This window comes from Dentiradicibacter hellwigii (assembly GCF_041770905.1).
In the GTDB taxonomy this organism is placed as follows: domain Bacteria; phylum Pseudomonadota; class Gammaproteobacteria; order Burkholderiales; family Rhodocyclaceae; genus Propionivibrio; species Propionivibrio hellwigii.
This window is the reverse complement of sequence record NZ_JBEUWX010000003.1, coordinates 96,923-121,016: the sequence shown is the minus strand read 5'-3', so window position 1 is coordinate 121,016 and position 24,094 is coordinate 96,923. Positions and strand designations below refer to the sequence as shown.

Genomic DNA, 24,094 nt, shown 5'->3' with positions numbered 1-24,094 from the left:
GAATATAGCTTTTTTAACGGTGCGCGTCCATCGTTTCGCCGTTGCCGTCGGTTCGCTCCGCCTTGTCGGCCAGCGTCAGCACGGTGCCGACGATGATGAGCGCCGGCGGCTTGATGTGTTCGGCGCGCGCCGTGGCGGCGAGGGCTTCCAGCGTCGTGGTGACAAAGCGCTGCTCCGGTTGCGTCGCCTTGTAGATCAGCGCAGCCGGCGTGCTGGCCGGCAGCCCGTGTGCGATCAGCTCGCGGGAGATGATCGCCAGACCGTTGATGCCCATGTAGAACACCAGCGTCTGGCTGGGGCGCGCCAGCATCGGCCAGTCGAGTTCGATGCTGTCATCTTTCAGATGGCCGGTGACGAATACGCAGCTCTGCGCATGATCGCGGTGTGTCAAGGGGAAGTGGCAGCTCGACGCGGCGCCCAGCGCGGCCGTGATGCCCGGCACGATATCAACGCCAAAACCGGCGGCGATCAGTTCTTCCATTTCCTCGCCGCCACGCCCGAAAACGAAAGGATCGCCGCCTTTCAGGCGGACGATGTGCTTGCCGGAGCGCGCCAGATCGACGAGCAGATGGTTGATGCCGTCCTGTGGCAGCGTATGTTTGCCGGCAATCTTGCCGACATAGATGCGCTCGGCGCTCGGCGGAATCATGTCCAGAATCGGCGCGCTGACGAGGTTGTCGTAAACAACGACATCGGCGGAGCGGATCAGGCGCGCCGCCTTGAGCGTCAGCAGTTCCGGATCGCCCGGGCCAGCGCCCACCAGAGTGATGGTGCCCATTTTTTCGGTCGCGTTCATTGCATTCGTTGCGCTCATTGCGATGTCCTTGGAGTTGCCGCCGTCGGGTCAAACAGCGCCGCTGTTGCTTCAGGGTTGGATGGAAAATAAAAATGGAAATACGAGGCCGTCAGCCGCCGGCGTCGCCAGACGGGTTCGCCGGGGCGACCGTCGAAAGTTTCGGCATTCGCCAGCGGCGGCAGGTCGGTCTCGCAGCGCGAATGGTGGAAGGCATGGCCGCGCAATGCGCCTTCGGGCAGCGCGACCTGCTGGGAACCCAGTGCCGCTAGCCGTTTACCCATCACGGTTCGGCCGGGGAGCAGGCCGGCCATCGGATGCGCCTGGCCGTCGAGGTCGATGAGCTGCTCGAACAGGAACATCATGCCGCCGCATTCGGCCAGCAGCGGTTTGCCGGCTTCAACATGCTCTGTCAGCTGGGCGATCAGGTCGCGCTGCGCCGACAGACGTTGGCCATGCAGTTCCGGATAACCGCCAGGCAGCCAGAGCGCATCGCAGGTCGGTAAAGGCTCGCCCGCCAGCGGCGAGAAAAAAACGATCTCCGCGCCCAGATCGGACAGCAGCGCCAGATTGGCGGGATAAAGGAAGCAGAAGGCCGCATCGCGGGCAACGGCGATTTTTCTGCCCGCCAGCCGTTGCGGCAATGGCGCGGCGGTGGGGATGGCAAAAGGAAGTGCAGGCGGCAGTTCGGCGAGCGGCGTTTCAGCCAGCGCGTCGGCGAGGGTGTCGATGCGCGCCGACAGATCGGCGATCTCCGCAGCCGGCAGCAGGCCGAGGTGGCGGCTGGGCAGCGCGGCGGCTTCCTGGCGCGGCAGCGCGCCGCACCAGCGCACCGTCTCCGGCATTGACGCCTTCAGCATCTCGGCGTGGCGCGGGCTGCCGACGCGATTGGCGAGTACGCCGTAAAACGGCAGGCCGGCACGGTAATTCGCCAGTCCATAGACGAGTGCGCCGAACGTTTGCGCCATGGCCCGCGCATCGATGACCGTCAGCGCCGGAATGCCGAAACGCTCGGCAATGTCGGCGCTGCTTGGCTGGCCGTCGAACAGTCCCATGACGCCTTCGACGAGTATCAGGTCGTTTTCCTGTGCGGCGCGCGCCAGCCGGGCGCGGATGTCGTCTTCGCCGCAAATCCATAGATCAAGGTTGTCGCACGGCTGTCCGCTGGCTACGGCGTGAATCTGCGGATCGAGAAAATCCGGCCCGCATTTGAACACCTTGACCCGCCGTCCTTGCCGCGTATGTAGGCGGGCCAGGGCGGCAACGAGGCTGGTTTTGCCGCTGCCGGAAGCGGGGGCGGCAAAGAGCAGGGCGGGGCAACGGGCGGTGTCTGCCGTGCCGGTCGCGTGGGTGACGGGAATAATCGTCGTCATCTCAAAACTCCATGCCCGGCATGGCCGCGATGCCGTTGCGGAAAGCGTGCTTGACCATGGCCATGTCCGTCACCGTATCGGCAGCGTCGATCAGCGCCTGGGGCGCGGCGCGGCCGGTGATGATGACGTGCTGCATCGGCGGGCGTGCCGCCAGATCGGCGAGCACGGTGTCGAGGTCGAGCCAGCCGTATTTGAAGGCGTAGGTCAGCTCATCAAGGATCAGCAGGTCGATGCGCGTATCGTTCAGATAGGCGCGCGCCTGCGCCCAGGCGCTTTGTGCCGCGGCCGCATCACGCGCGCGATCCTGGGTTTCCCAGGTAAAGCCTTCGCCCATGACATGCCAGCTGACCTGGGGGCAGTTGCGGAAAAAGGCAATTTCGCCGGTATCCGTGCGGTTCTTGACGAACTGGACGACGGCGGCGTGCATGCCGTTGCCCAGCGCGCGCGCCATTACGCCGAAAGCCGCCGACGATTTGCCTTTGCCGGTGCCCGTATTGACCAGCAGTACGCCTCGGCGCGCGGCAGCTTCGGCGATACGCTGGTCAATCACCGTTTTCTTGCGCTGCATGCGATCCTGATGGCGCGTGCCGGCGGTGTCTGCGTCGATGGGGGCGGTGGCAGCCATCGGCTTATTCTCCGGCAGGGGTTGTCTCGTCGCCATCGTCAGCCTCCAGCGGATGCGCCAGTGCGGAGCGGATGTAGGCTTCCGGCAGATGGTAATCGGCCGCCAGCTGTGCGGGTGTCCGGTCGCTGGCCTGAATTGCTGCCAGCCAGCCGTTGAGGCCGGAGGAAAGCGAGATCCCCCGCCGTTCGCCGGTGCGCGCCGAGCGCTTGCCGGAAACCACGTCGTATTTGTTGGCGTAGCCGCGCGGCGTAATCATCAGGCCGTGTTTGACGTAGGTGTTGGAGTTGCCGATCAGCACCGTCGTCAGCATGCCGATTTCGGCCTCGGTCATTTTTTCCAGCGTGGTGAACTGGATGCGCTGTTTCGGACGGAAAGCCGACTTGACGATGGCGACCGGCGTCTGCGGATCGCGGTATTGCAAAAAGATGCGTTGCGCTTCCTCGATCTGCCGCGTGCGCCGGCCGCTTTTCGGGTTGTAAAGGGCGACGACAAAATCGGCATAGGCGACGGCATTGAGCCGGCGGGCGATGGTCGGCCACGGCGTCAGCAGGTCGGAGAGCGAGATGGCGCAGAAATCGTGCGTCAGCGGCGCGCCAACGAGCGCGGCGCAGGTGTTGATGGCCGAGGCGCCGGGCACGATCTCGACCTCGATGCCCGAATCCGGCGTCCAGCCGGCCTGGAACAGCACCTCGAACGTCGGGCCGGCCATGCCGTACACGCCGGCGTCGCCCGAAGAGATGATCGCCACCTTCTTGCCGAGGCGGGCGCGTTCATAGGCTTCGATGGCGCGGTCAAGCTCTTCCGTCATCGCTTTCTTGACGACCTCCTTGCCGTCGAGCAGATCCTTTACCAGGCGGATGTAGGTCACATAACCAATGACGGTGTCGGCTTCGGCGATGGCATCGCGCGCGCGGCCGGTGAGCGTATCGTGGCTGCCCGGGCCAAGGCCGACGAGCATGATTTTGCCGCCGGCGGTACGGGGAGTTTCGCCGTGGGCGGCCGGGAGGGTGTCGCTTTGATTCGGGCTGTCGTTCATTCTGGGATCCTTGCAATGGAAACGGTGGCATTGCGCCCATCCGGGCCGCGATGCGAGAGTTTTTCGATGATCAGGGCGGATTTGTCCGCGCCAGCGGCCAGCAGCGCCGCCGCTTCGGAGACGGAAGGCGTGCCGGTGTATTTGCGCACGGTTTCGGAAGGGTTGGGGACGTCGACGGTGGCCAGTTCGGCGGCGGGATAGAAGCGGATGCGCCAGCCGCGTTCGGCGGCCAGTTCCAGCATGGCCGGCTCGTCGGCTTTCAGGTCGATGCTGCCGACGGCGACGACATCCTCGATCCGCGTGCGGCTGATGGTCAGCGCCGCCGTCAGCGCCAGGCGCAGTGTCTCGGTTGGCGTATTGCGGTCGCAGCCCAGTCCCAGTGCGATTTTCATGGGGCCTCCGTCGGGCGGTAGATGACGCAGCGGCCGCGCCAGGCGGCCGCGCAGGTGGTAGGCAGCGATCGCTGGCTGATCCAGAGGAGGGCGGAAAAATGCCCGGGATCGACATCCTCAATGCGTTCGAACAGCCTCAGGTTGGCGGGCAGTGGCGCGGTGCGGCCGTTGGCATGGCGCGTCCACCAGTCGAGCGAACCATCTTCCTGCACGAGCGCCACCGGCTCGTCATTGACTACGGCGGCGCTGGCATGCACCAGCGCCGCGTGCGTGGCTTCCAGTGTCCAGCCCAGCTCGCGGCCGAGCAGATCGACGGCCAGCGTTTCACGCACGTCGGAAGCGGTCGTCAGCACCGGCGTGGCGCCCAGCGCATCGGCCAGCCTGCCGGCTAGGGCGTTGGCGCCGCCCAGATGGCCGGACAACATGGGGATGACGAAGCGCCCCTGTTCATCGAGCACGATGACGGCCGGATCGCTGTCTTTGGCCTTCAGGTAAGGGGAGATCAGGCGGACCAGCGCGCCGAGTGAGACGATGCCGACGATGCCGTCGACCCGGCCGAACAGCGCGCCCAGGGCGTCTCCGGTTTTGCCCGCATAGGTTTGTGCGCCGGGGGCGGCCCGTTCAGCCTCGGCGGCGAATTTTTCCGGTGCGTAAAGGCGTGCGTTCGGCAGTGCCCGGACGACTTTTCCCGCCAGCACGATGCCGTGGCGGGTGATGGCGACGACGGCGATTTCACCCGCCGGCACCGCCGCTGCGGCCGTTTTCTGCGCCGGTATTTCAGGCATGGGCGGCCGCCTCGCGTTCCTGACGGCGGCGGCAGCCGCGCCGCAATTCGCCGCGCTGCCGCTTGGGATTCTTGACCAGCAGCAGCGACAGATAATTGACCGTTTCGCCTTTGAGCGAGGCCAGATCGCGGACGATGCGCTCTTCCGGCGAGCCGACCTTTTCGATGAAGCAGCTCGTCGCCAGCAGGCCGCGCCGTTCGAGCAGTTCGATCACATCGTCAAGCAGCGGCTTGACCTTGAGCAGGATCAGCGTATCGAATTCGTCGAGCATGTGGTCGATGACGCCGATGCCGTACGCCGTCGGGATGACCGCCAGCGTTTCGTCTTCCTCGGCGAGCGGCAGGCCAGCCGTTGCGGCAGCGGCGGTGAAGGAAGAAACGCCGGGGATTGTTTCAACCGCGATCGACGGCGCCTGTTCGCGGACGACGCGGGCAAGGTGGCCGAAGGTGGCAAAGGTCGAGGCATCCCCTTCGACGAGAAAGACGACATCGCGCCCTGTCGCCAGCAGTTCGACCGTCTGCTGCGCGGCGCGCGCCCAGGCTTTAGCCAGTGCGTCGGCGTCGCGCGTCATGGGAAAAACCAGTTCGACGGCATCGGCGGGGATGCGTAAGCCGCTGCGCTCGACGATGGCGAGCGCATACGAAGCCTGCTCGGCTTTTTTGACCGGATACACCCAGCGTGCGCCCGATTGCAGTACGTCCCAGGCGCGGCGGGTAATCAGTTCCGGGTCGCCGGGCCCGAGCGAAGCGCCGATGAGTTTTCCGTAGCGTATTTCTTGTGTCATACAAAAGCTTTCGGTTGAAAAGGAATGAAGACAGGGGTTATCCGACGCGGCTACCGGCTCGGCAGGGCGTGCGATGAGCGTCCCCATGATTGCCGGGCAGCGCCACAGGCGGAAAAGTGAGCGAAGTGACCGTCGTGCGCCCATCCGCGCGCTCCGACACGATCGGCAGGCAATGTCGCAGGAAATATCCCATGACTGTCGTGCCGTACAGCATCGCAGCCGCTGCCTGCGGAGCAGAGAGAAGCTGCTGGCGTAGCGGCCGGTGCGGTATTTTGAATATGCGCGGTGTCGTCATGGCGCATTTCCTGCGGCATGCTGCATGTTGACGTGTGCATGCGGATTGTGCAGATCGCGCCGATCGAGCGGATCGTTCTGGGCGTGCAAATGGCGTTTACGTTCCGCCGTGTAAGCCCACCACGGCCGGGCGGCATCGCCTTCCATGAAGCGGGTAATGGCAATGAAGACGTCGATGACGCACGGGTCGTGGCGCCGGTTATCCAGTGCGCACAGCGTCTCGTAGAGCGCATAGGGGTCGCGTCCAAGCAGATCTTCCGGCGTGCGGATGCCCAAACGCAGCAGGTCGGCCGCACCGGCCGGGCCGATGTTCGGCAGATCGGTCAGTTGCCGCAGGCGGGCGCGGTCGACTTTGTCAGGATGCACGTTCAGCCTGCCTTCCGCGTGGTGACGATCCACACCGGGTTCTGCGCCGCCATGCGCTGCATATTGAGAATCGGCTGGCTGCGGCTGGCTTGCAGCTGCACGACATCCCACTGGATGCTCTGCTTGCGCTGCCGTTCTGCGTTGTCTTCCTGTGTGCTGGCCTGCTTCAGCGTGTCGATGGCAGTGGCCAGATTTTCCAGCGTTACGAAATTCATCACCAGCCGGCCGTGGGGCCTGAGGCGGGCAAGAATCAGCTGGATCAGCGCCGCCAGTTCGCCGCCCGAGCCGCCGATGAACACGGCGTCGGGATCCGGCCAGTCGGCCAGCCCGTCGGGCGCTTTGCCTTCGCTCAAGGTGTAGTTGACGAGGCGGAAGCGCTGCGCGTTGGCGCGGGCATTGGCGGCGTCGTCCGCATTTTTCTCGATCGCCCAGACATGGCCGAATGGCGCCAGCCGCGCCGCTTCGATGCCCATCGAGCCGGAACCGGCGCCGATGTCCCAGACGATGGCATCTGGCTTGAGCGCCAGTTTGGCGAGCGACAGCGCACGCGCTTCCTGTTTGGTAATCAGCCCTTTTTCCGGCGCGCGCTGAAGGTAATCGAGGTCATCAAGGCCGAAGGCCGGCGATCCGGCTTCGGCATCGCGTTCGACCAGTACGACATTGGGGTGCGGGAAACGCATGGTGGCCGCTTTTTCCGGCGGCAATTCCTGGTAGAGGGTCTCATCCGGCAAGCCCAGCCGACAAGCGACCGAGAGACGGGCTGCGCCGAAGCCGGCCGTCATCAGGGCGCGCGCCAGCCGCGCCGGGTCGTTTTCCGGCCCGGTGAAGGCGAAGACGCGGCGGTGCTGCGCAATGGCCTGCATCAGCGGATAAAGCCCGTGTGCGGGGGGCGCGCCGAATGTCCATTCGCCGGCGTCCTTGCTGTGACAGGAGGCGATGCGCACATCCTGCCACGGCTTTTTCCAGCGGGCAAAGGCTTGTTGTAGGGTCGAGGGCGCCGGCAGCGTTTCGATATCGTGTTTGACGTGAGACGCTTCCAGCTTGCCGATCAGCCAGGGCGCCAGGCCGTGGCAAAACGGGTCGCCGGTGGCGAGGATGACGACGGACTGCCCGGCCGCAAGCGCAGACCGTGTCCATTCCGGCACCTGAGCCAGCGCGCCGTCCATATCGAGCAGCCGGGCATCGGTGGCGTGGGGGCGCACGAGATCGAGCGTGCGGGCCGCACCGATGATGAGGCCGGCGTGCCGGATGCGGTCGCGCGCGCGCTCACCCAATTCGCTCCAGCCTTCATCGAGAATGCCGATCAGTGTGCACTGACTCATACCGCGTTCTCCCGAACCTCTTTTTCTGTTGCGGACGCTTCCGGGGCTTCGTCGACGCGGCAGATGAAACGTCCCTCGAAATCGCAGACCAATATCGTTAGCTGATAGTCGCCGGGATAGGAGGACTTGAGGCTGCGCAGGGCGCGCGTGCCTAGCGCACGATGAAAATCGACGGACAGGCCGAGCGCCTGTAGCCGTTCGGCGGCAAAGCGCGCCGTTTCGGCAGCGCGGATTGCTTCCACAAGATCGGGCGCGGCGCCGACTTCCTGCGCGCAGTCGGCGAGTAGATCCCGGTCGATTTCCGCCCGCCAGGCGTGCGTCACGGTCAGCCCCTGTGACATCTTGGTCAGCTTGCCGGCCATGGCGCCGACGTAAACGCGGGACATCCGCGTCTTGATGGCGGCGATGAAGGCGGCCTTGACGAAATCGCCCATCTGCACGAAGCAGGATTCGGTAAGTTCCGGCAACTGCTGCATGGCGAATTTTTCCGAGCGGCCGCCGGTCGTGAATACGACGCTGGTTTGTCCCTGGCGCGCGGCGACTTCGACCGCCTGGACGACGCTGGCGCGGAATGCCGCCGTTGAGTACGGGCGGACAATGCCCGTGGTGCCGAGAATCGAGATGCCGCCGAGAATGCCCAGGCGCGAATTGAGCGTTTTCTTCGCCATGTCCTCGCCGCCTGGCACGGAGATGGTAACTTCCAGTCCATCGACGGCCAGCAGATCGCCAGCGGCACTGCGTACGTTGTCGCGGATGTTGCGGCGCGGTACCGGATTGATTGCCGGGCCGCCGACTTCCAGCCCCAGCCCTTCCCGGGTGACGGTGCCGACGCCGGCGCCGCCCTTGAGTACGATTTCGCCGGCTTGCCCCGGCAGACGGCGCACTTCGGCCGTGATATGCGCGCCGTTGGTGGCGTCCGGATCGTCGCCCGCATCCTTGACGATGACGGCGCGCGCCGCGTCATCTGCCACGGCGCCTTCGAGTATGGCGAAATCAACATCGTGACCATTGGGCAGGTGTACGCATACAGACGCCGGCGTTTCCCCGCTCAGCAAGGCGAGTGTCGCCGCGCGCGCTGCCGCGGCCGAGCAGGCGCCTGTGGTAAATCCGGAGCGATTGCCGCGTTTACGCTTGCCGTCGCCCTTACGGATTTTTTCGCCGTCGCTCATGCTGCCCGCTTGTGTGCGGCTTCCGCGACGGCAAGCAAGGCGTGGATGGCGGCGACAACCAGGGTCGAGCCGCCTTTGCGCCCTTTGATGGCGATCCACGGCACTTCGTTGACGCCCATCAGTTCCTCTTTTGACTCGGCGGCGGAAACGAAACCTACCGGCATGCCGATGACCAGCGCCGGACGGGCGCCTTCTTCGCGGATCAGGCGAATGACTTCGAGTAGCGCCGTCGGCGCGTTGCCGATACCGACGATGGCGCCGTCGAGTTTGCCCATCCGGTGCGCCTTGCGCATGGCCTGCACGGCGCGCGTCGTATTTTCGGCGCGTGCCGCGTCAATGACGTCTTCGTCGGAAATGGTGTGCAGCGTCGTCATGCCAAAGTGCTCGAGGCGCGGGCGGGAAAGACCGACGCAGATCATTTCGACATCGGCGACGATGGGCGTGCCACCCTTGAGTACGGCGTCCAGGCCGGCGCGCATGGCGTCCGGATGGAAAACGGTCAGGCCGTTGAAGTCGAAGTCGGCATTGGCGTGAATCATGCGCCGCACCAACGGCCATTGCTCGTCCGTGTAACGGTCGTGGGGGCCGGCCTCGGCGTCGATGATGGCGAATGAGCCATGTTCAATGGCGCGGCCGGCTTCGGTCAGCTGTTCGGTGATGCTGTTGGTGTGTGTCATGGTCGAGTTCATAGTTTTAACTGTGATGTGAATGGGAGTGGTGAGAAAAATGGTGGGCATGCGCCCGATGGGCATGATGCGCATGATGGGACGGGCGGGCATGATCGTCGTGTTCGCCGCCGCAATCCGCTTCGTCGCCCTGAAGACGGTAGGCCCGGTAGGCGCGGTGTCGGCAGCTGTCGCATTCCAGCAGGGCGCCGATGCCCGCCATGCCGGCGCTGGTCAACTGGTCGACGAGGCGGAAGATTTCCGGCTCAAAGCCGAAATAATCGCCCAGCGCGAACGAAACCTGCGGGTATTGGCTTTGCAGGCGCTTGACTTGCGCCTTGATGCGCTCGATCAGCACGCCGGTGAATAAATACACCGGCAGGATGCAAATCTGCCGCATGCCCAGCCGAACCTGTCGTTGCACGATGGTTTCCAGCCGCGGCCAGGTAACGCCGGTGAAGGCGAGATCGACCAGTTCGTGATCGTTCTCCTCGTACAGCCAGCGCGCCATGCGCGCCAGTTCGCCGTTGGCCTCGGCGTCCGAAGAGCCGCGGCCGAGCAGGACGACGCCCGTCGTTTGCGGGTCGGGCGAATCGAGCGATTTCATGAGCTGCTTCAACTGCCGTTGCAGCACGGTGAACACGTCGCGGCACATGCCCAGATGCGGCACAACGATAAACTCAACGTCCGGATGGCGCTGGCGCGCTTCCTCGACGGCCTCCGGCAGTTCGATCTTGACATGCCCGGCGGCGTTGAGGATGAGCGGCAGCAGCACGACGCGGCGCGCCTGACTGGCCGCCTTGTCCAGCCCTTCCGGCACGAGCACGTCGGCATGTTCGATAAAACAGACTTCAATCTGCCAGTCGGGATGGCGGGTGCGCCATTGTGCGACGAATTTTTCGATCTCCTGGTTGCCCGCCCGGTTGGGCGAGCCATGCCCGGCGATCAACACAACGGTTTCTTTGACAAACTGCGCCATGCCGGCGTCGGCGTCTGTCCTGGTGCTTTCTTCTTTCATCTTCATCGACTTTCGAAACGGTAGCTTAAACGCTGCGTCCTATCGCAGCATGGCCTATGCCGGCGATTGCGCCGCCTCCTCTTTGCGCCAGCAAAAAGCCCAGGTATCGCCGCGCCCTGGCGATGCTGTCGAAAGCGGCGTATAGACTGGGGAAAGGCGCTTCCTGTGTCGCCACGGCGGCAAATTCCTGCACGGCTTGACCTCAGGCGCTTGCCTTGCGGAAGCGGTGCGCAAACCCTGGATCGTAGAGTTTGGAGCGCACGAGGCTTTCCCAGTCGGCGGCGCCCAGCGTCGGGCTGGCGACGATCATCGCCTGGCTGCCGATCTTGGCCTCCTGGCATTTGCGCTTGATATCGGCCAGCGTGCCGCGCACGATTTTTTCCTGCCCCGGCCAGCTCGCCTTTTGCACGACGAGTATCGGCGCATCCTCACACCAGCCAGCGGCGCGCAAGGCGGCTTGGACTTCATGCAGCAGCGTGATCGACAGGTAAATGCACAGCGTGCAGTGGTGTTGGGCGAGCGATTCCAGGTCTTCGCCTTCGGGCATCGGCGTGCGCCCCGCCACGCGCGTCAGGATCACCGTTTGCGTGACTTCCGGCAGGGTAAGCGATTCGCCGGCCGCCGCCATCGAGGCCATGGCCGAAGAAACGCCGGGAACGACCGACCATTCGATGCCCGCTGCGGTCAGCGGCCGCGTCATTTCGATCAATGCGCCGTAAAGGCCGGGGTCGCCGGTTTGCAGGCGGATAACGGTGGCGTGGCGGTGCGCCTGCTCGATCAGCCAGGCGACCATCGCCTCCAGCGTCATGTCTTTTGAATCACGGATGGCGCAGCCGGGCGGCGCGTAGCGGGTCGCCGTCTGATCGACAAGCGAGCCGGCAAACAGAATTGCACCGGCCTGTTCGATCAGGCCGCGTCCCTTGACGGTGATGAGATCGGGATCGCCGGGACCGGCGCCGACAAACCAGATCTTACCGGCCATAGCGCCTTCCTGTGCAAAGGGTATCAGCAATGAAGTTCATAGCTTGCTCAGATTAGGATTCGGATAAAACGTTCAATCTTCCTGGAATGTGGCATGCGGCGCTACGGCTGTGCGCACGCACGCAGGCGTTCCGGCTGCGGAGCCGGCGGAGACAGGCGTTTTCGTGATGTGTATCAAGTTCTCTCCTTTCACACAGCGCTGCAGATATGCGCGCTGGCAAACGTTAAAACACCGGGGCAGGCATCGGCAGAACCAGCACCGCCGCCAACAAGCGTGTGAAAGGGAGTCGAACCGGGGAAGCGCCGCAGGCAGTTCGGACAGATCGAAATGCCGGGCAACGAACCTTCGGAACCTCACCCCTCACCCCGAGGATTGGCGCCATAGGGTTTCAGGCCGGTCTTCTGACTCACCATCTTTCTCTTCCGGCGCCTTCCCCTACGAGCGGGTCGTACAGTGGCATTGAGGCCGGATTCGTCAGGCTTACAGCAGCGGGGGGCTGTGCCGGAATTCCGCAGGTGTGTGGTCACCGGCTTCCCGTTTCACCCGGCGTTGCCGCCAGGCACCTAAAACCGGGCGCTATTTTACGCCAAGGACGTTGTGTTGAGAATGCCGCGCAGTCAAGTGTCGCAAGGCGCTGCCCTCGCAACGCCGCCGCATCTGCAGCCCTCATAACGGTTTTTCCGAAGCACCGCTGAAGCCGGCGTAAACAGGGCGTCTCCGGCCACCCGCTCAGAAACCCGCGTGGATAGGGCGTTTCCGGGCAGGTGCCTCTGGAACCCTTATAAATAAAGGGCTTCAGGGCAGGGTGTCTGGAGGCGCCCTAAATACGCGGGCTGGCGGACAGTCTCTTTGAGGCGCCTCGTTGCACAAGGGGTGCCGGCATGGCGGGCGCGGCGGCGTTGATTACGCTGCCATCTTGCGCCGCGCGCCACATTCGCCGTTTAGCCGGGGTGGTTGAACACCTGGCGCAGATAGGCGAGAAAGGTTTGGTCCTCGCACAGCGTCTTGCCGGGGGAGTCGGACAGTTTGGCGACAGGCTGGCCGTTGCAGGCCGTCATTTTCATGACGATGTTGAGCGGCGGATGCGGCGTATCGTTGGTCAGGTTGGTGCCGATGCCAAAGCTGGTATGGATGCGCCCGCGAAAATGGCGGTAGAGCGCCAGCGCACGCGGGATGTCGAGCGCGTCGGAAAAGACAAGCCGCTTGGCGGAAGGGTCGATGCGCAGCGCGTGGTAGTGGGCGATGGCTTTTTCGCCCCAGGCGATCGGGTCGCCCGAATCGTGGCGCAGGCCGTCGAACAGCTTGGCGAAGTAGAGGTCGAAATCGCGCAGGAAAGCGTCCATGCCGACCACATCGGTCAGCGCGACGCCAAGGTCGCCGCGAAATTCCTGCACCCAGCCTTCGAGCGCCGCTTTCTGAAAATCGCGCAGCCGGAAACCGAACGCCTGATACGCCTGCATGTATTCGTGCGCCATCGTGCCGATCGGCGTGATGCCGAGCTTCTGGGCGAGATAGACGTTCGACGTGCCGCGAAAATGCGCCGGCGCGGCGGCGACCAGCGTGCGCAGCACTTCTTCCTGCCAGGCGCCGGAATAACGCCGGCGCAGGCCGAAATCGAACAACATGAAGGCGGACTCGTCATCGTCGGCAATGGCCGAGACGCCCGCTTCCAACAGCGCAATCTTGGCTTGCAGGCGGCGGCGCGCTTCGTCCAGCACGCCCTGCTGCGGCAGGCGGCGAAAATACAGTTCGTTGATGATGTAGAGGACGAAAATCTCAAACCCCATGACATGCACAAGCGGGCCGTTCGCCACGATGTCCAGCCGTCCGTCGGCATGCGCCTGCACGTCGATGAAGCGGCGCTGGAAGCGGAAGACGGACAGGAAATCGACAAAATCGCTTTTGATGAAGCGCAGCCCCGACAGGTAGTCGAGGTCATCCTGCGTGAAGTGCATCGAGCACAGGTGTTCCAGCTCGTGCTCGAAAGCCTCTTTTAGTTCGGCCAGCGGGAAGGCCGGCGTATTGCGGCAGACGAAGTGGTATTCGGCCTGCGCCCCCGGATTGCTGTGCAACAGCGCCTGCCACATGGTGAATTTGTACAGGTCGTTTTCCAGCAGGCTGGACACGACCGGTGCGGCCGGCTGTGTCGCTGTTTTTGCCATGCGCGGCGTTTCTTTCGTTCGCTTTCCCGAACGGCCGGCCTGCGCTCCCTTGTCGTTTTTCAACATTACCACCTCGTTTTTCGTCCGCCGCAATTTCGCATGCGGCCTTAGTGATCCGACACGCCGGCAGATTCAAAGCTCGCCATTTCATTGAGAAAATTGACGGCCGCCAATACCAGCGGGTACGCCAGCGCCGCGCCCGTGCCTTCGCCCAGACGCAGGCGCAGATCGATCAGCGGGTCGGCATTCATGGCGGCGAGCTGGATGCGGTGTCCAGGCTCGACGGAATGGTGACAGAAAATGCAGTACTCGGCAAAATGCGGCGCCAGGCGCGAGGCGACAAGCGCCGCTGAACCGGCGATGAAACCGTCGATCAGCAGGAGCACGCCTGCCTGCGCCGCGCCGAGCATGGCGCCGGCCATCATGGCGATTTCAAAGCCGCCGAATTCGGCCAGCACCGTCAGCGGCGCTCGTGGCTGGCCTGCTCGCGCCAAGGCCTGCGCCAGCAGCCGGCGCTTGCGTTGCAACCCGGCTTCGCCCAGTCCGGCGCCACGGCCGATGCATTCGTCGAGCGGCGCGCAGGTCAGGCAGTGCGTGATCAGCGAGGCCGACGAGCTGTTGCCGATGCCCATTTCGCCGAAGCCGATGACGTTGCTGCCCGCTGCGACGAGCGAGGCCACGATGTGCGCGCCGCGCTGCATGGCGAGCGCGCATTGCGCCGCCGTCATTGCCGGTTCGTCGACGTAATTGCGCGTTCCGGCCGCAATCTTGGCATCGACCAGCCCCGGCCGCGGGCCGAAATTGTGCGCCACGCCGGCATCGACAATGGTGATGCCCAGGCCGTTCTGGCGCACGAACACATTGATGCCGGCGCCGCCGGCGAGAAAATTTTCCACCATTTGCCAGGTGACTTCCTGCGAGGCGCTTGAAATGCCCAAACGGGTGGCGCCGTGGTCGCCGGCAAAGACGACAAAATGCGGTTGCTTAAATTGCGGCGTCAGCGTGCGCTGGATCAGGCCGATCTGCATCGCCATCGTTTCGATCTGGCCGAGCGCGCCGAGCGGCTTGGTTTTGCGGTCGATCTTGCGTTGTAGTGCGGCGGTCAACGTGCGGTCGAGCGCAGGCACGTTGAACAGGGTTTCATTCATATTCATTCAATGCTCCTGGAGTCGGGTCGGCATGAGGCGGCGGATTGGGTGAAGCCGGTTGGGTGTGCGTGGCACTGTTTCGACTGCCCTTTGCCGGCATGCCATATAGGTTCAGGGGAAGCGTGTTGCTAGCGCGGGCGTTGCGTTGAACACGGACGCGGAGGCGCGTCGGGCAAAAAAGGGGCAATGGGCAAAATGCGGCCGACCGGCCGCGGTGTCATGGTGACGCGCATGATCCGTTCCTCGGGATGAATGCCATCGAATTGCGCGGCTGCGGAAATGCCTGATAGTGCGTCGCCGGCAGATTCAATGCGTTGACAGCAACAGGGTTCGAGACGTCTTCTGGCTCCCGGATCGTCCGAACCGCCGCGCCTTCCCATCGGATGCCGACGGTGGCTCTCTTGCGATAGTGCGGCGTTCGTCCCCGGATACAGCGGCGGGCCCGCCACGGATTGGCACCGTGTTCCGTTTCATCGAACCGAACGAGGAGCCGATTATAGCTAACCTGCGCGCGCGCCTGTCAATTGCACCTTTCCGAAAGGGTGGCCGCAAACCCGCGTAAACAGGGCGTTTCCCGACACCTCCTCCGAAACCCGTGTGAATAGGGCATTTGCGGGCAGGCGCCTCTGGAACACTTGTAAATAAAGGGCTTCAGGGCAATGTGCCCGGAGATGCCTTGTTTACAAGGGCGCTAGAGCACCCACCTTGGAGATTCCCTACATAGTCAGGCTGGCGGGCAGCGCGCCCTGGAAATGCCTTATATCTACACGGTTCTACACGGTTGCTGAGCGTTGGTCGGGCGCAATGTTCCAGTTTATGTTTTTTGATGCCCTGAGGCCCACGTATTTAGGGGGCTTCAGGGCATTTTATGTTTTCTGCCCTGTTTTTATGGATTTCAGAGAGAACTCCGCAAGCGCAAATAGCGGCTCGACTTTGCCAAAAGACAAGGCGGCGAGCCGCAGGCAGTACGAGTAGTACGACAAGGCGAGCCAACGACGTATTTTGGCGAAGAAAGCCGCTATGGCTCGACGTTGCCAAAGACAAGGCGACAAGCCGCTGACAGTACGAGTAGTACGGCAAGGCGAGCCAACGGAGTATTTTGGCAAAGGAAGCCGCTATGGCTCGACGTTGCCAAAGACAAGGCGGCGAGCCGCAGGCAGTACAATTCAGTACGGCAAGGCCAGGCTAACACAGCGGCACCGTAATTTGGCAAGGGAAGTCGTTATTGAAGCCGCTTGCGCGTTACTGCGCGATGAAGCCGGCGTAGCCGCCGCATTCTGTGCGCGCCAGCGGATATTCGAACAGCGCGGATAAACGTTCGGCCGTCAGCATCTCGGCAATGCTGCCGGTATCGACGCATCCATCGCCATACATCAGCAGCGCCCGGTCGCAAAAACGCGCCGCCAGCGCCGGTTCGTGCAGCACCATGACAACGGCGGCCTGACGCTCGCGCGCTTCCCGCGCAAAAATTTCGAGCACGGCGATCTGGTGTTTCAGATCGAGGTAGGTCGAAGGTTCGTCAAGAAAAAACAGGCGCGGCGACTGCGCCAGCAGGGTGGCGACGGCCAGACGCTGTCGTTCGCCGCCGGAAAGCGTCTGCACGTCGCGCCGCTCCATGCCGTCCAGCCCGACGGCGGTCAGCGCTGTGCGGGCAATGCGCACGTCGTCCTCCGTTTCCCAGTTCCAGCGGTCAAGGTGCGGATGGCGGCCGATCAATGCCGTTTCCAATACCGTCGAAGCAAAGGCGTCGCGCTGCGCCTGCGGCAGCCAGCCGCGCAATTGTGCGGCCTGCCGCGCACTGAAGGCGGCATAGGGGCGTCCGGCCAGGTGCACTTCGCCGGTCAGCGGCGCGCGCAGCCCGGTGAGTACGGAAAGCAGCGTCGATTTGCCGGTCCCGTTGCGTCCGAGAATCGCCAGCCGCTCCCCCGGCCGCAAGGTCAGATCAAGGTCGCGGCAAAAACGGCGCTCACCGATGCCGACCGACAGCCGGCGCAGTTGCAGGATCGGCGCGTGCTTGTCGCCGGATAGGGGGGAAGATTCCATCGTTTTCATCGGCTTGCCCTTTGTGCCCATCGCTTCTTTCAAGAATGCGCGGAAGAAGCGTGCGGGTCGCGCGAGAGCAGAAACAGAAAAACGGGCACGCCGATCAGCGCAGTCAGCACGCCGACGGGCAGTTGCTGCGGCGCGATGAGCGTGCGCGCCAGCGTATCGGCAACCACCAGCAAGCTGCCGCCCGCCAGCGCCGAGGCCGGCAGCAGAATGCGCTGGTCGTTGCCGACGGCCAGGCGGGTGAGGTGCGGCACGATCAGGCCGATGAAGCCGACCGAGCCGACCTGTGTCACGGCGGTGGCGGTTGCCAGCGAAGCGATGACGTAAACGGCAAGCCGCAGACGGCCGATTTCGACGCCGAGCGTCTGCGCCAGATCAGCGTTGCGCGCCAGCAGATTGAGTTCGCGCGCAAAGGGCAGCGTTGCCAGAACGATCAGCGCCAGCGCCCCCAGCCCCGGCGCCGGATTGCCTGCCTGCGAAAGATCGCCCATCAGCCAGAACAGCATGCCATGCAGCTTGTAGTCCGGCGCGATCGACAGCATCAGCGCCACGGCAGCGCCGCAGCCGGAGGCGACGATGACGCCGGTGAGCAGCAGCCGCGTCTGTGTCCAGCCGCCGTTGCCGTGCGCCAGGCCGAAGACCATGAACATGGCGGCTAGCGCGCCGCAGAACGCCGCCGCGCCGACGCCGATGCCGCCGGTCAGGCCGAGAAGCATGACGAGCAGCGCGCCGACGCTGGCGCCGCCGGAAATACCGAGTACATACGGATCGGCGAGCGGATTGCGCAGCAGCACCTGCAACAGCGCGCCGGAGACGGCGAGCAGGCCGCCGCAGGCCAGCCCGGCCAGGGCGCGCGGCAGGCGCAGACTGCGCACGACCTCAACCGCCATCCCCTCGCCGCGCCCGAACAGGGCGGCGAGCGCCTCCCTCAGCCCGAGAGGAACATTGCCGAGCGAGAGCGCAAGCAGCAGGCTGATCAAGGTCAATAGGCTCAGAGCGGCGAGAATCAGCAGGGCGCGGCGGCGAGTTTGCATGCGCTGTTCCCTATTCCCTATTGCCGGCTACCCGCCGGCCGCCGGCTGCGCGCCGTTTCGAGGTGCTGGCAGAGCCGCTCGGCGCCGTCGAGCAGGCGCGGCGTGTGGCGCTGGATCAGGTCGGGCGGAATGAAAAAGAGGTTTTTCCGTTGTGCGGCCAGCAGGCCGGGGCGCGCTTGCCAGTCGTCCAGCCATTCGGGGCGCGCTTCGCCCATGCCGCTGGCGATGATGGCTTCCGGGTTGGCGGCCAGCACGGCTTCGACGGTCACATCCGGCGCCGTGGCGGTCAGTGTGCCGAACACGTTTTCGCCGCCGCACAGGCGGATGACGCTGGAAATGAACTGTTGCCCGCCGATCGTTTTCAGCGGCTGGTGCCAGACTTCGTAAAACGTGCGTACCACGGGGCGGCCGGCGTAGCGCGCCTGCAAATCCGCCAGACGCTGGCGGAAGGTGCGCGCCGCCGTATCCGCGCTCTGGCGGGTGCCGGCCAGGACGCCGATCCGTTCGATTTCGCCGGCGATGTCTTCGAGCCGGCTGATCTGCGACAGATAGACCGGCAGCCCCAGGCGGCGCAGTTTTTGCAGGTGCGCCGGCGCATTCCCGCCTTCCCAGGCGATGATCAGATCGGGTTTGAGCGCCACCACGGCTTCCAGATCGAAACGCGAATAACCGCCGACGCGCGGGATGCGACGGGCGGCTTCGGGATAGTTGCTGTAATCGACCGTGCCGACGATCTGCCCGCCCGCGCCGGCGGCAAACACGGTTTCCGCCAGATGCGGCGACAGCGTGACGATGCGTTGCGCCGGCTGCGCCAGGCTGACCGTCGCGCCGGTGTCGTCGCGCACGCTGATGCCGGCGGCCAGCGCGTTCGATGCGGACAGCAGCCAGAGGCAGAGCCAAAGAAGTTTATTCGGCGTCATGCGGCATTACCCTTTCGGACAGGCGGCCAGCGCCGCGTGCAGACGCTGCCATTCGTTTTCGGCGCCCGGCAGACCAAAACGCAGCAGTCCGTGTTCGTCAAAGCGACGGACGAGGATGGCGTGACGAGCAAAATGATCGGCCAGCTCGGCGGTGCGCCGGCTATGCAGGGTACAAAACAGCGCCGTGCGGCCGACTTCGCCGAGCGGCGCGAGCATGCCGGCCAGCCGTTGTGAACCGGCGATCAGGCGGTGTCGCGCGGTCTTCTGCCAGGCGGTATCGCACAGCGCCTGGCGCGCCACCGCCCGCGAGGGATGCGCGAGCGGCCAGGGGCCGAGCATTTCGCGTAGCACGGCGAGTTTTTCGGGCGCGCCGAACACAAAGCCGACGCGCGCCCCCGCCAGGCCGAAGAATTTGCCGAGCGAGCGTAGAACGATCAGGTTGGGCGCCGCGTCGCTCCCAGCCAGGGAAACGATGCTGTTTTCCGGCTCGGCGTCGGCAAAGGCTTCGTCGACGATCAGCCAGCCGCCCCGCCGGTGCAGCTGCTCGGCGGCAGCGCACAAATCGGCGCGCGGCGTCGCCGTCGCCGTCGGGTTGTTCGGGTTGCACAGCAGAACCAGCGGCGTTGCCCCGGCCAGTGCGCGCGCCAGTGTCGGCAGGCGGCGGACCGTGTGCCCGGCGCGTTGCCAGGCATACGGATGTTCTTCGTAAATCGGCGCAACGCAGGCAAGGGTTTGCGCGGGAAACATCGCCGGCAAGCCCATGATGCCGGCCTGTGAGCCGGGCAGGGCAAGCAGGCGCTCGCTGCCGTAATAGCCTGCGGCGGCGGCTTCCAGCCCGTCGTTGTCTTCCGGCAGGCGGTTCCAGCAGGCCGGGTCGAGCGGCGGCACCGGATAGGTGTCGGGGTTGATGCCGGTCGACAGGTCGAGCCAGTCGACGAGCGGAATGCCGTATTGCTGCGCTGCGGCGCGCAGTCTGCCGCCATGTTCAAGCACCGGCCGCGCCTCCGATAATGGCAATCAGGTTACGCAGGGCAATCAACGCCCCGCCGAGCAGGAACAGCCCGACCCACAGCATCAGGCTGTGGCGCACCAGCGCGATAGCGCGGAAAATGTCCTCAGCGCGCGGCGGCCGGCCGACGCCCAGTGGCGGGCGTTCTTCAACATTGCCGTGGTAAATCGCCGCACCGCCGAGCACGACGCCCAGGCTGCCCGCACCGGCGGCCATCACCGGCCCGGCGTTCGGGCTTTCCCAGCCGGAGGCCTGCTGCCGCCAGCAATCGAGCGCCTGCCGCGTATTGCCGCACACAGCGTAGGAAAGCGCCGTCAGCCGCGCGGGGATGAAGTTAAGCACATCGTCAATGCGCGCCGCCGCCCAGCCGAAATGCAAAAAGCGTTCGTTCTTGTAGCCCCACATGGCATCAAGTGTATTGGCCAGCCGGAAGAGCACCGCGCCGGCGCCGCCAAAAAGCGCGAACCAGAACAGCGTGCCGAAGATCGCGTCGTTGCCGTTTTCCAGCGTTGACTCCACCGCCGCCCTGGCGACGCCCGATTTATCCAGATCGTCGGTACGGCGCGACACGATCCAGCCGACGTGCCGCCGCGCCGCCGCCAGATTGCCGGCGGCCAGATCGCGCGCGACGCGCTCGGCGTGCTCGGTCAGACTGCGCCCGCCCAGCGCAAAATAAAGCAGCAGCGTGTCGAACAGCCAGTTGATCGGCGTCTTGCGCGGCCAGGTCAGCCAGGCCGCCAGCGCCACCCACGGCAGCACCGCCGTCCCCCAGGCGAGCAGGCCGATGAAGCGGCTTTCCAGCGCATTGTCGCCCCGCTGCGGCGACGGGTTCAGCAGCTTTTCGAGCAGATCGACGAATGCGCCAAAGCCGACCAGCGGATGAAAGCGCGGCAACTCGCCGAGAAAGCGATCGAGCAGGACGGCGGCCAGCGCCGCCGTCGGCAGCCAAAGCGAGGCGGGCAGCAGCGGAATGGAAAACCACGAAGGAAAAAAATCGGACATGGGAGCAATGAAAAAACAGAAAAGAAAGCGAAAAACAATCGGCGGAAGCTTCTGCCATATTCAATGCAGATGCAATGCCGCCTATTTTAGTGCGATGCCGCCCCGTAGGCCACAGCCCGGCGTGCCGCGAAATAAAGCGCTTCTACGTCCGGCCGGAATACCGCGCTGGCTTGCCTTGCCGTACTGAATGGTCTGCCTGCGACTCGCCGCCTTGTCTTTTGGCAAAGTTGAGCCGCTATAAATTGTCTGGTCTTTAAAAAGGGCTGCCCGCAACCCCGCGTGAATAGGGCGTTTTCGGGTAGTCACCTCTGAAACCCTTATAAACAAAGGGCTGGCGGGCAGCCCTTCGGAAATGCACGTAAATCAAGAACCTCCGGGCGCCTGCTCAGAGACGCCCTGTTTACGCGGGCTCCGGCGCTGGTCTGTGCGGCGTGGCGGCGGGTGAATCAGGCTTACGGGGAGCGGCTGGCGAACATGGCGCCGGCCAGGACGATGAAGGCGCCGACGATGACTTTTTGCCAGGTGCTGGGAACGCCGGCCAGCACGAGGCTGTTGTTGACCAGCGTCACCAGCACGACGCCGAGCAGCGTTCCGAGGACGGTGCCTGTGCCGCCGGTGATGCGGGCGCCGCCCAGAATGACCGCGGCGATGACGTCCAGTTCGCTGCCGGCCAGATCGAAGGGATTGGCCAACCGGTTGCCGGAAACGTGGATGACGCCGGCGATGCCCGCGAGCAGGCCGGCGTAGGCGAAAACGAAGATCTGCACCGTGCGCAGGCGGAAGCCGAGACGCTCGGCGACGGGCAGGCTGCCGCCAATGGCGAACACGGCGCGGCCGAGCAGGGTGCGGTTGAGAATCCACCAGGTGAGCAGCGCGGCGGCGGCCAGCGCGAGCACAAAGGCGGGCAGGACGGCGAGACCGCCGTCCGCTGTCTGGTAACGCCAGAGCGCCAGTTTGCCGAATGACTCCATCGCCTCGGGCACGTTGATGATCAAGGCGGTGCCGACGAACGTCAGCAGCAGGCTGCGGATGACGTATTGCGTCCCGATGGTGACGATTAGCGAAGGCGCGCGCAGTGTATGCACCAGAACGCCGTTGATGGCGCCGAGCAGCAGCCCGCCGCCTGCGCCCAGCGCAAAGATCGCGATGATGGATAGGCCGGGCGCCTGCTCGATGACCAGCCGCGTGATCGAATACATGGTCAGCGCCGCGATCGCCGTGAAGGAAACGTCCAGCCCGCCAGCGGCAAGCACTGCCAGCACGCCGAGCGCGAACAAGCCGAGCACGACGCAGCCGCGCAAAATGTCGAACAGCGTGGCAAGCTGCCAGAAACGCGGATTGATGCTGCCGACGATCAGGCAGACAAGAACGATGAGCGTCAGCGTAAATACCGATGGGTTGCGCGCCAGAAATGCGTAAAAGGCGCGCAGCGTATGGGGGCGCGGATTCAGCCCTGGCATGTTTTTTCTTCCTCTTTTCTGGGGTGTTCGGCCGTCATCGCTTCGTACAGATCGGTTTCCGACACGGTTTCAGCGGCATCGAAAACCTGGCTGATCTGCCCTTTTCGCATGATCAAAATCCGGTCGCAGTTTTGCAGTAGTTCCGGCAGGTCGTCGCTGACGATGAGAATGCTCATGCCTTGCGCGGCGAGCGACTGGATGATGCGGTAGATCGTATCCTTGGAACCCACATCGACGCCGACGGTGGGGCCGTGCAGGATCAGCACCTTGGGGTCGATGGACAGCCAGCGTCCGAGCAGAACGCGCTGCTGGTTGCCGCCGGAAAGGGACTGCACCGGGTGTTCGATATCGGGGGTGGCGATGTGCAACTGTTCGGTCAGACGGTGCGCCAGATTGCGCACGCGGCTTTGATCGAGCAGGCCGAAACGGCGGCACAGCCGGCCGAGCACGGCGGCGGTGAAATTTTCGCGGATGGGCTTTTCCAGAAACAGCCCTTCGGACAGGCGGTCTTCCGGCAGATAGCCGATGCCGGCGGCGATGGCATCGGCCGGACGGCGCAGGACGGCCGGCTGGTTGTCGAGAAAAATCTGGCCGGCATCGGCCGGATGCACGCCGGCCAAGGCGAGCGCCAGTTCGTTGCGCCCGGAATCGAGCAGCCCGGTAATGCCGAGAATTTCGCCCCGATTGACAGCGAAAGAGATTTCCGAAAACGCTGCGGCGCGCGTCAGCCCGGTGACGAGGAGGCGCGATGTTGCGGGGGCTTCGCCGGCCGGTTCGCTGCGGTAACGGTGTTCGTCGAGCTGGCGGCCGGTCATCCAGTAGCTCAAGTCGGCTTTGCTGTAATCGCCGGCGTCGCCTTCCATCACCTTCTGGCCGTCGCGGAAAATGACGACGCGCCCGCCAATGGCTTTGCATTCGTCGAGTTTGTGCGTGACGAACAGCACGGCGACGCCCTGCTCGCGCAGGCGATTGACGACGCCGATCAGGTTGCCGACTTCGCGGCGCGTCAGTGCGGTGGTCGGTTCATCCATGATGACCAGGTGCGCGTCGACGGCAATGGCGCGGGCAATCGCCACCATCTGGCGCGTGGCGATGGGCAGGGTGTCGACGCGCTGCTGCATGAACGCCTGTGTGGACGGCAGACCGATTGCGGCGAGCGCGCGCGTGGCGGTCTGCGCCAGGACGGCGCGGTCCAGACGCCGGAAGAGGCGGCCGCCCGACTGAACGAGCTGTTGGGTCAGGGCGATGTTTTCCGCCACGTTCAGGTTGGGCAGCAGCGAAAAATCCTGATAGACGGTTTCGATGCCGGCGGCCAGCGCCTCGATGGGGGAAAGGCGCGCATACGCGCGCCCGGCGACGATGATCTTTCCTTCATCCGGCGGCTGCGCGCCGGCGATGATCTTGATCAAGGTGCTTTTGCCGCAGCCGTTTTCTCCGATCAGATGGTAAATCTGACCGCTTTCGATCGTCAGGTCGATGCCGCGCAGGGCGTGGACGCCGGCGAAACGTTTGTGGATGCCGCGCACTTCGAGAAAAGGCGGTTGATCGGCAGCTGGCGGCGGGGCGTCGGCTTGCCGGCGGGTGTCGGGCGCATTCATGCGATTACGGGCGGGACGGTGAGGCGATCATGTCATGTAGTGATTGGCCGGCGGCGTGGAACATGCCGGAGAACGCTTCGCTCATGCTGCATGCACGGCGTCCTCCAG

General features: G+C 64.5%; 23 protein-coding genes and 2 riboswitches. All 23 genes read right to left on the bottom strand.

The genetic code is table 11. The features are described 5' to 3' along the window. Positions 1-13: 13 nt before the first annotated feature. Complete coding sequence (cobA, locus tag ABCS64_RS11450; RefSeq protein WP_418892024.1) at positions 14-814, bottom strand: uroporphyrinogen-III C-methyltransferase; 801 nt, start codon at positions 812-814, stop codon at positions 14-16. Further along, positions 811-2,166, bottom strand: coding sequence for a cobyrinic acid a,c-diamide synthase CobB (locus tag ABCS64_RS11445; RefSeq protein WP_418892023.1), 1,356 nt, complete (start codon positions 2,164-2,166; stop codon positions 811-813). Before ABCS64_RS11445 ends, cobA begins: the two co-directional genes overlap by 4 nt. 1 nt (position 2,167) lies before the next feature. Next, the gene (cobO, locus tag ABCS64_RS11440; RefSeq protein ID WP_418892221.1) at positions 2,168-2,791 is read right to left on the bottom strand and encodes a cob(I)yrinic acid a,c-diamide adenosyltransferase; all 624 of its coding nucleotides are present in this window, start codon (positions 2,789-2,791) and stop codon (positions 2,168-2,170) included. A 4-nt stretch (positions 2,792-2,795) separates the two neighbouring features. Then, entirely contained in the window at positions 2,796-3,749 is a 954-nt protein-coding gene (cobJ, locus tag ABCS64_RS11435) for a precorrin-3B C(17)-methyltransferase (RefSeq protein WP_418892220.1), read from the bottom strand. A 74-nt stretch (positions 3,750-3,823) separates the two neighbouring features. Continuing rightward, positions 3,824-4,219: a cobalamin biosynthesis protein gene (locus ABCS64_RS11430; RefSeq protein ID WP_418892022.1), complete on the bottom strand. Its 396-nt coding sequence runs from the start codon at positions 4,217-4,219 to the stop codon at positions 3,824-3,826. Next, the gene (locus tag ABCS64_RS11425; protein ID WP_418892021.1) at positions 4,216-5,004 is read right to left on the bottom strand and encodes a cobalamin biosynthesis central domain-containing protein; all 789 of its coding nucleotides are present in this window, start codon (positions 5,002-5,004) and stop codon (positions 4,216-4,218) included. The genes ABCS64_RS11430 and ABCS64_RS11425 overlap by 4 nt, the downstream gene beginning before the upstream one ends. After that, positions 4,997-5,788 carry a precorrin-2 C(20)-methyltransferase gene (gene cobI, locus ABCS64_RS11420; RefSeq protein WP_418892020.1) on the bottom strand — a complete coding sequence of 264 codons (792 nt, stop codon included), beginning with the start codon at positions 5,786-5,788 and terminating at the stop codon, positions 4,997-4,999. Before cobI ends, ABCS64_RS11425 begins: the two co-directional genes overlap by 8 nt. Before the next feature lie 37 nt (positions 5,789-5,825). Continuing rightward, positions 5,826-6,083, bottom strand: coding sequence for a hypothetical protein (locus tag ABCS64_RS11415; RefSeq protein WP_418892019.1), 258 nt, complete (start codon positions 6,081-6,083; stop codon positions 5,826-5,828). Continuing rightward, complete coding sequence (locus ABCS64_RS11410; protein ID WP_418892018.1) at positions 6,080-6,448, bottom strand: helix-hairpin-helix domain-containing protein; 369 nt, start codon at positions 6,446-6,448, stop codon at positions 6,080-6,082. Before ABCS64_RS11410 ends, ABCS64_RS11415 begins: the two co-directional genes overlap by 4 nt. 2 nt (positions 6,449-6,450) lie before the next feature. Further along, positions 6,451-7,770: a precorrin-6y C5,15-methyltransferase (decarboxylating) subunit CbiE gene (gene cbiE / locus ABCS64_RS11405; protein ID WP_418892017.1), complete on the bottom strand. Its 1,320-nt coding sequence runs from the start codon at positions 7,768-7,770 to the stop codon at positions 6,451-6,453. Then, the gene (locus tag ABCS64_RS11400) at positions 7,767-8,939 is read right to left on the bottom strand and encodes a cobalt-precorrin-5B (C(1))-methyltransferase (RefSeq protein ID WP_418892016.1); all 1,173 of its coding nucleotides are present in this window, start codon (positions 8,937-8,939) and stop codon (positions 7,767-7,769) included. The genes cbiE and ABCS64_RS11400 overlap by 4 nt, the downstream gene beginning before the upstream one ends. Beyond that, the gene (locus ABCS64_RS11395; RefSeq protein WP_418892015.1) at positions 8,936-9,616 is read right to left on the bottom strand and encodes a precorrin-8X methylmutase; all 681 of its coding nucleotides are present in this window, start codon (positions 9,614-9,616) and stop codon (positions 8,936-8,938) included. Before ABCS64_RS11395 ends, ABCS64_RS11400 begins: the two co-directional genes overlap by 4 nt. Before the next feature lie 16 nt (positions 9,617-9,632). Then, the gene (locus tag ABCS64_RS11390; RefSeq protein ID WP_418892219.1) at positions 9,633-10,622 is read right to left on the bottom strand and encodes a sirohydrochlorin chelatase; all 990 of its coding nucleotides are present in this window, start codon (positions 10,620-10,622) and stop codon (positions 9,633-9,635) included. 202 nt (positions 10,623-10,824) lie between these two features. Next, the gene (gene cobM, locus ABCS64_RS11385) at positions 10,825-11,604 is read right to left on the bottom strand and encodes a precorrin-4 C(11)-methyltransferase (protein WP_418892014.1); all 780 of its coding nucleotides are present in this window, start codon (positions 11,602-11,604) and stop codon (positions 10,825-10,827) included. Between the two features lie 374 nt (positions 11,605-11,978). Next, positions 11,979-12,186, bottom strand: a riboswitch (cobalamin riboswitch). 359 nt (positions 12,187-12,545) lie between these two features. Beyond that, positions 12,546-13,832, bottom strand: a complete 1,287-nt coding sequence (gene pncB, locus ABCS64_RS11380; RefSeq protein ID WP_418892013.1) for a nicotinate phosphoribosyltransferase — start codon at positions 13,830-13,832, stop codon at positions 12,546-12,548. Between the two features lie 41 nt (positions 13,833-13,873). After that, on the bottom strand, positions 13,874-14,914 hold the full coding sequence (gene cobT / locus ABCS64_RS11375; protein ID WP_418892218.1) for a nicotinate-nucleotide--dimethylbenzimidazole phosphoribosyltransferase: 1,041 nt from the start codon (positions 14,912-14,914) through the stop codon (positions 13,874-13,876). Positions 14,915-15,229: 315 nt separating this feature from the next. After that, positions 15,230-15,424, bottom strand: a riboswitch (cobalamin riboswitch). A gap of 732 nt (positions 15,425-16,156) precedes the next feature. Then, the gene (locus ABCS64_RS11370; protein ID WP_418892012.1) at positions 16,157-16,966 is read right to left on the bottom strand and encodes an ABC transporter ATP-binding protein; all 810 of its coding nucleotides are present in this window, start codon (positions 16,964-16,966) and stop codon (positions 16,157-16,159) included. A 29-nt stretch (positions 16,967-16,995) separates the two neighbouring features. Beyond that, the gene (locus tag ABCS64_RS11365; RefSeq protein ID WP_418892011.1) at positions 16,996-17,997 is read right to left on the bottom strand and encodes a FecCD family ABC transporter permease; all 1,002 of its coding nucleotides are present in this window, start codon (positions 17,995-17,997) and stop codon (positions 16,996-16,998) included. A 17-nt stretch (positions 17,998-18,014) separates the two neighbouring features. Next, a complete protein-coding gene (locus ABCS64_RS11360) occupies positions 18,015-18,917 on the bottom strand; it encodes a cobalamin-binding protein (protein WP_418892010.1) in 903 nt (300 codons plus the stop codon). A gap of 6 nt (positions 18,918-18,923) precedes the next feature. Beyond that, on the bottom strand, positions 18,924-19,910 hold the full coding sequence (cobD, locus tag ABCS64_RS11355) for a threonine-phosphate decarboxylase CobD (RefSeq protein WP_418892009.1): 987 nt from the start codon (positions 19,908-19,910) through the stop codon (positions 18,924-18,926). Further along, a complete protein-coding gene (cbiB, locus tag ABCS64_RS11350) occupies positions 19,903-20,928 on the bottom strand; it encodes an adenosylcobinamide-phosphate synthase CbiB (protein ID WP_418892008.1) in 1,026 nt (341 codons plus the stop codon). Before cbiB ends, cobD begins: the two co-directional genes overlap by 8 nt. A 452-nt stretch (positions 20,929-21,380) precedes the next feature. Then, positions 21,381-22,388 (bottom strand): ABC transporter permease, encoded by a 1,008-nt coding sequence (locus ABCS64_RS11345; protein WP_418892007.1) that lies wholly within the window; start codon positions 22,386-22,388, stop codon positions 21,381-21,383. Beyond that, a complete protein-coding gene (locus ABCS64_RS11340) occupies positions 22,376-23,986 on the bottom strand; it encodes a sugar ABC transporter ATP-binding protein (RefSeq protein WP_418892006.1) in 1,611 nt (536 codons plus the stop codon). The genes ABCS64_RS11345 and ABCS64_RS11340 overlap by 13 nt, the downstream gene beginning before the upstream one ends. Between the last annotated feature and the right edge of the window lie 108 nt (positions 23,987-24,094).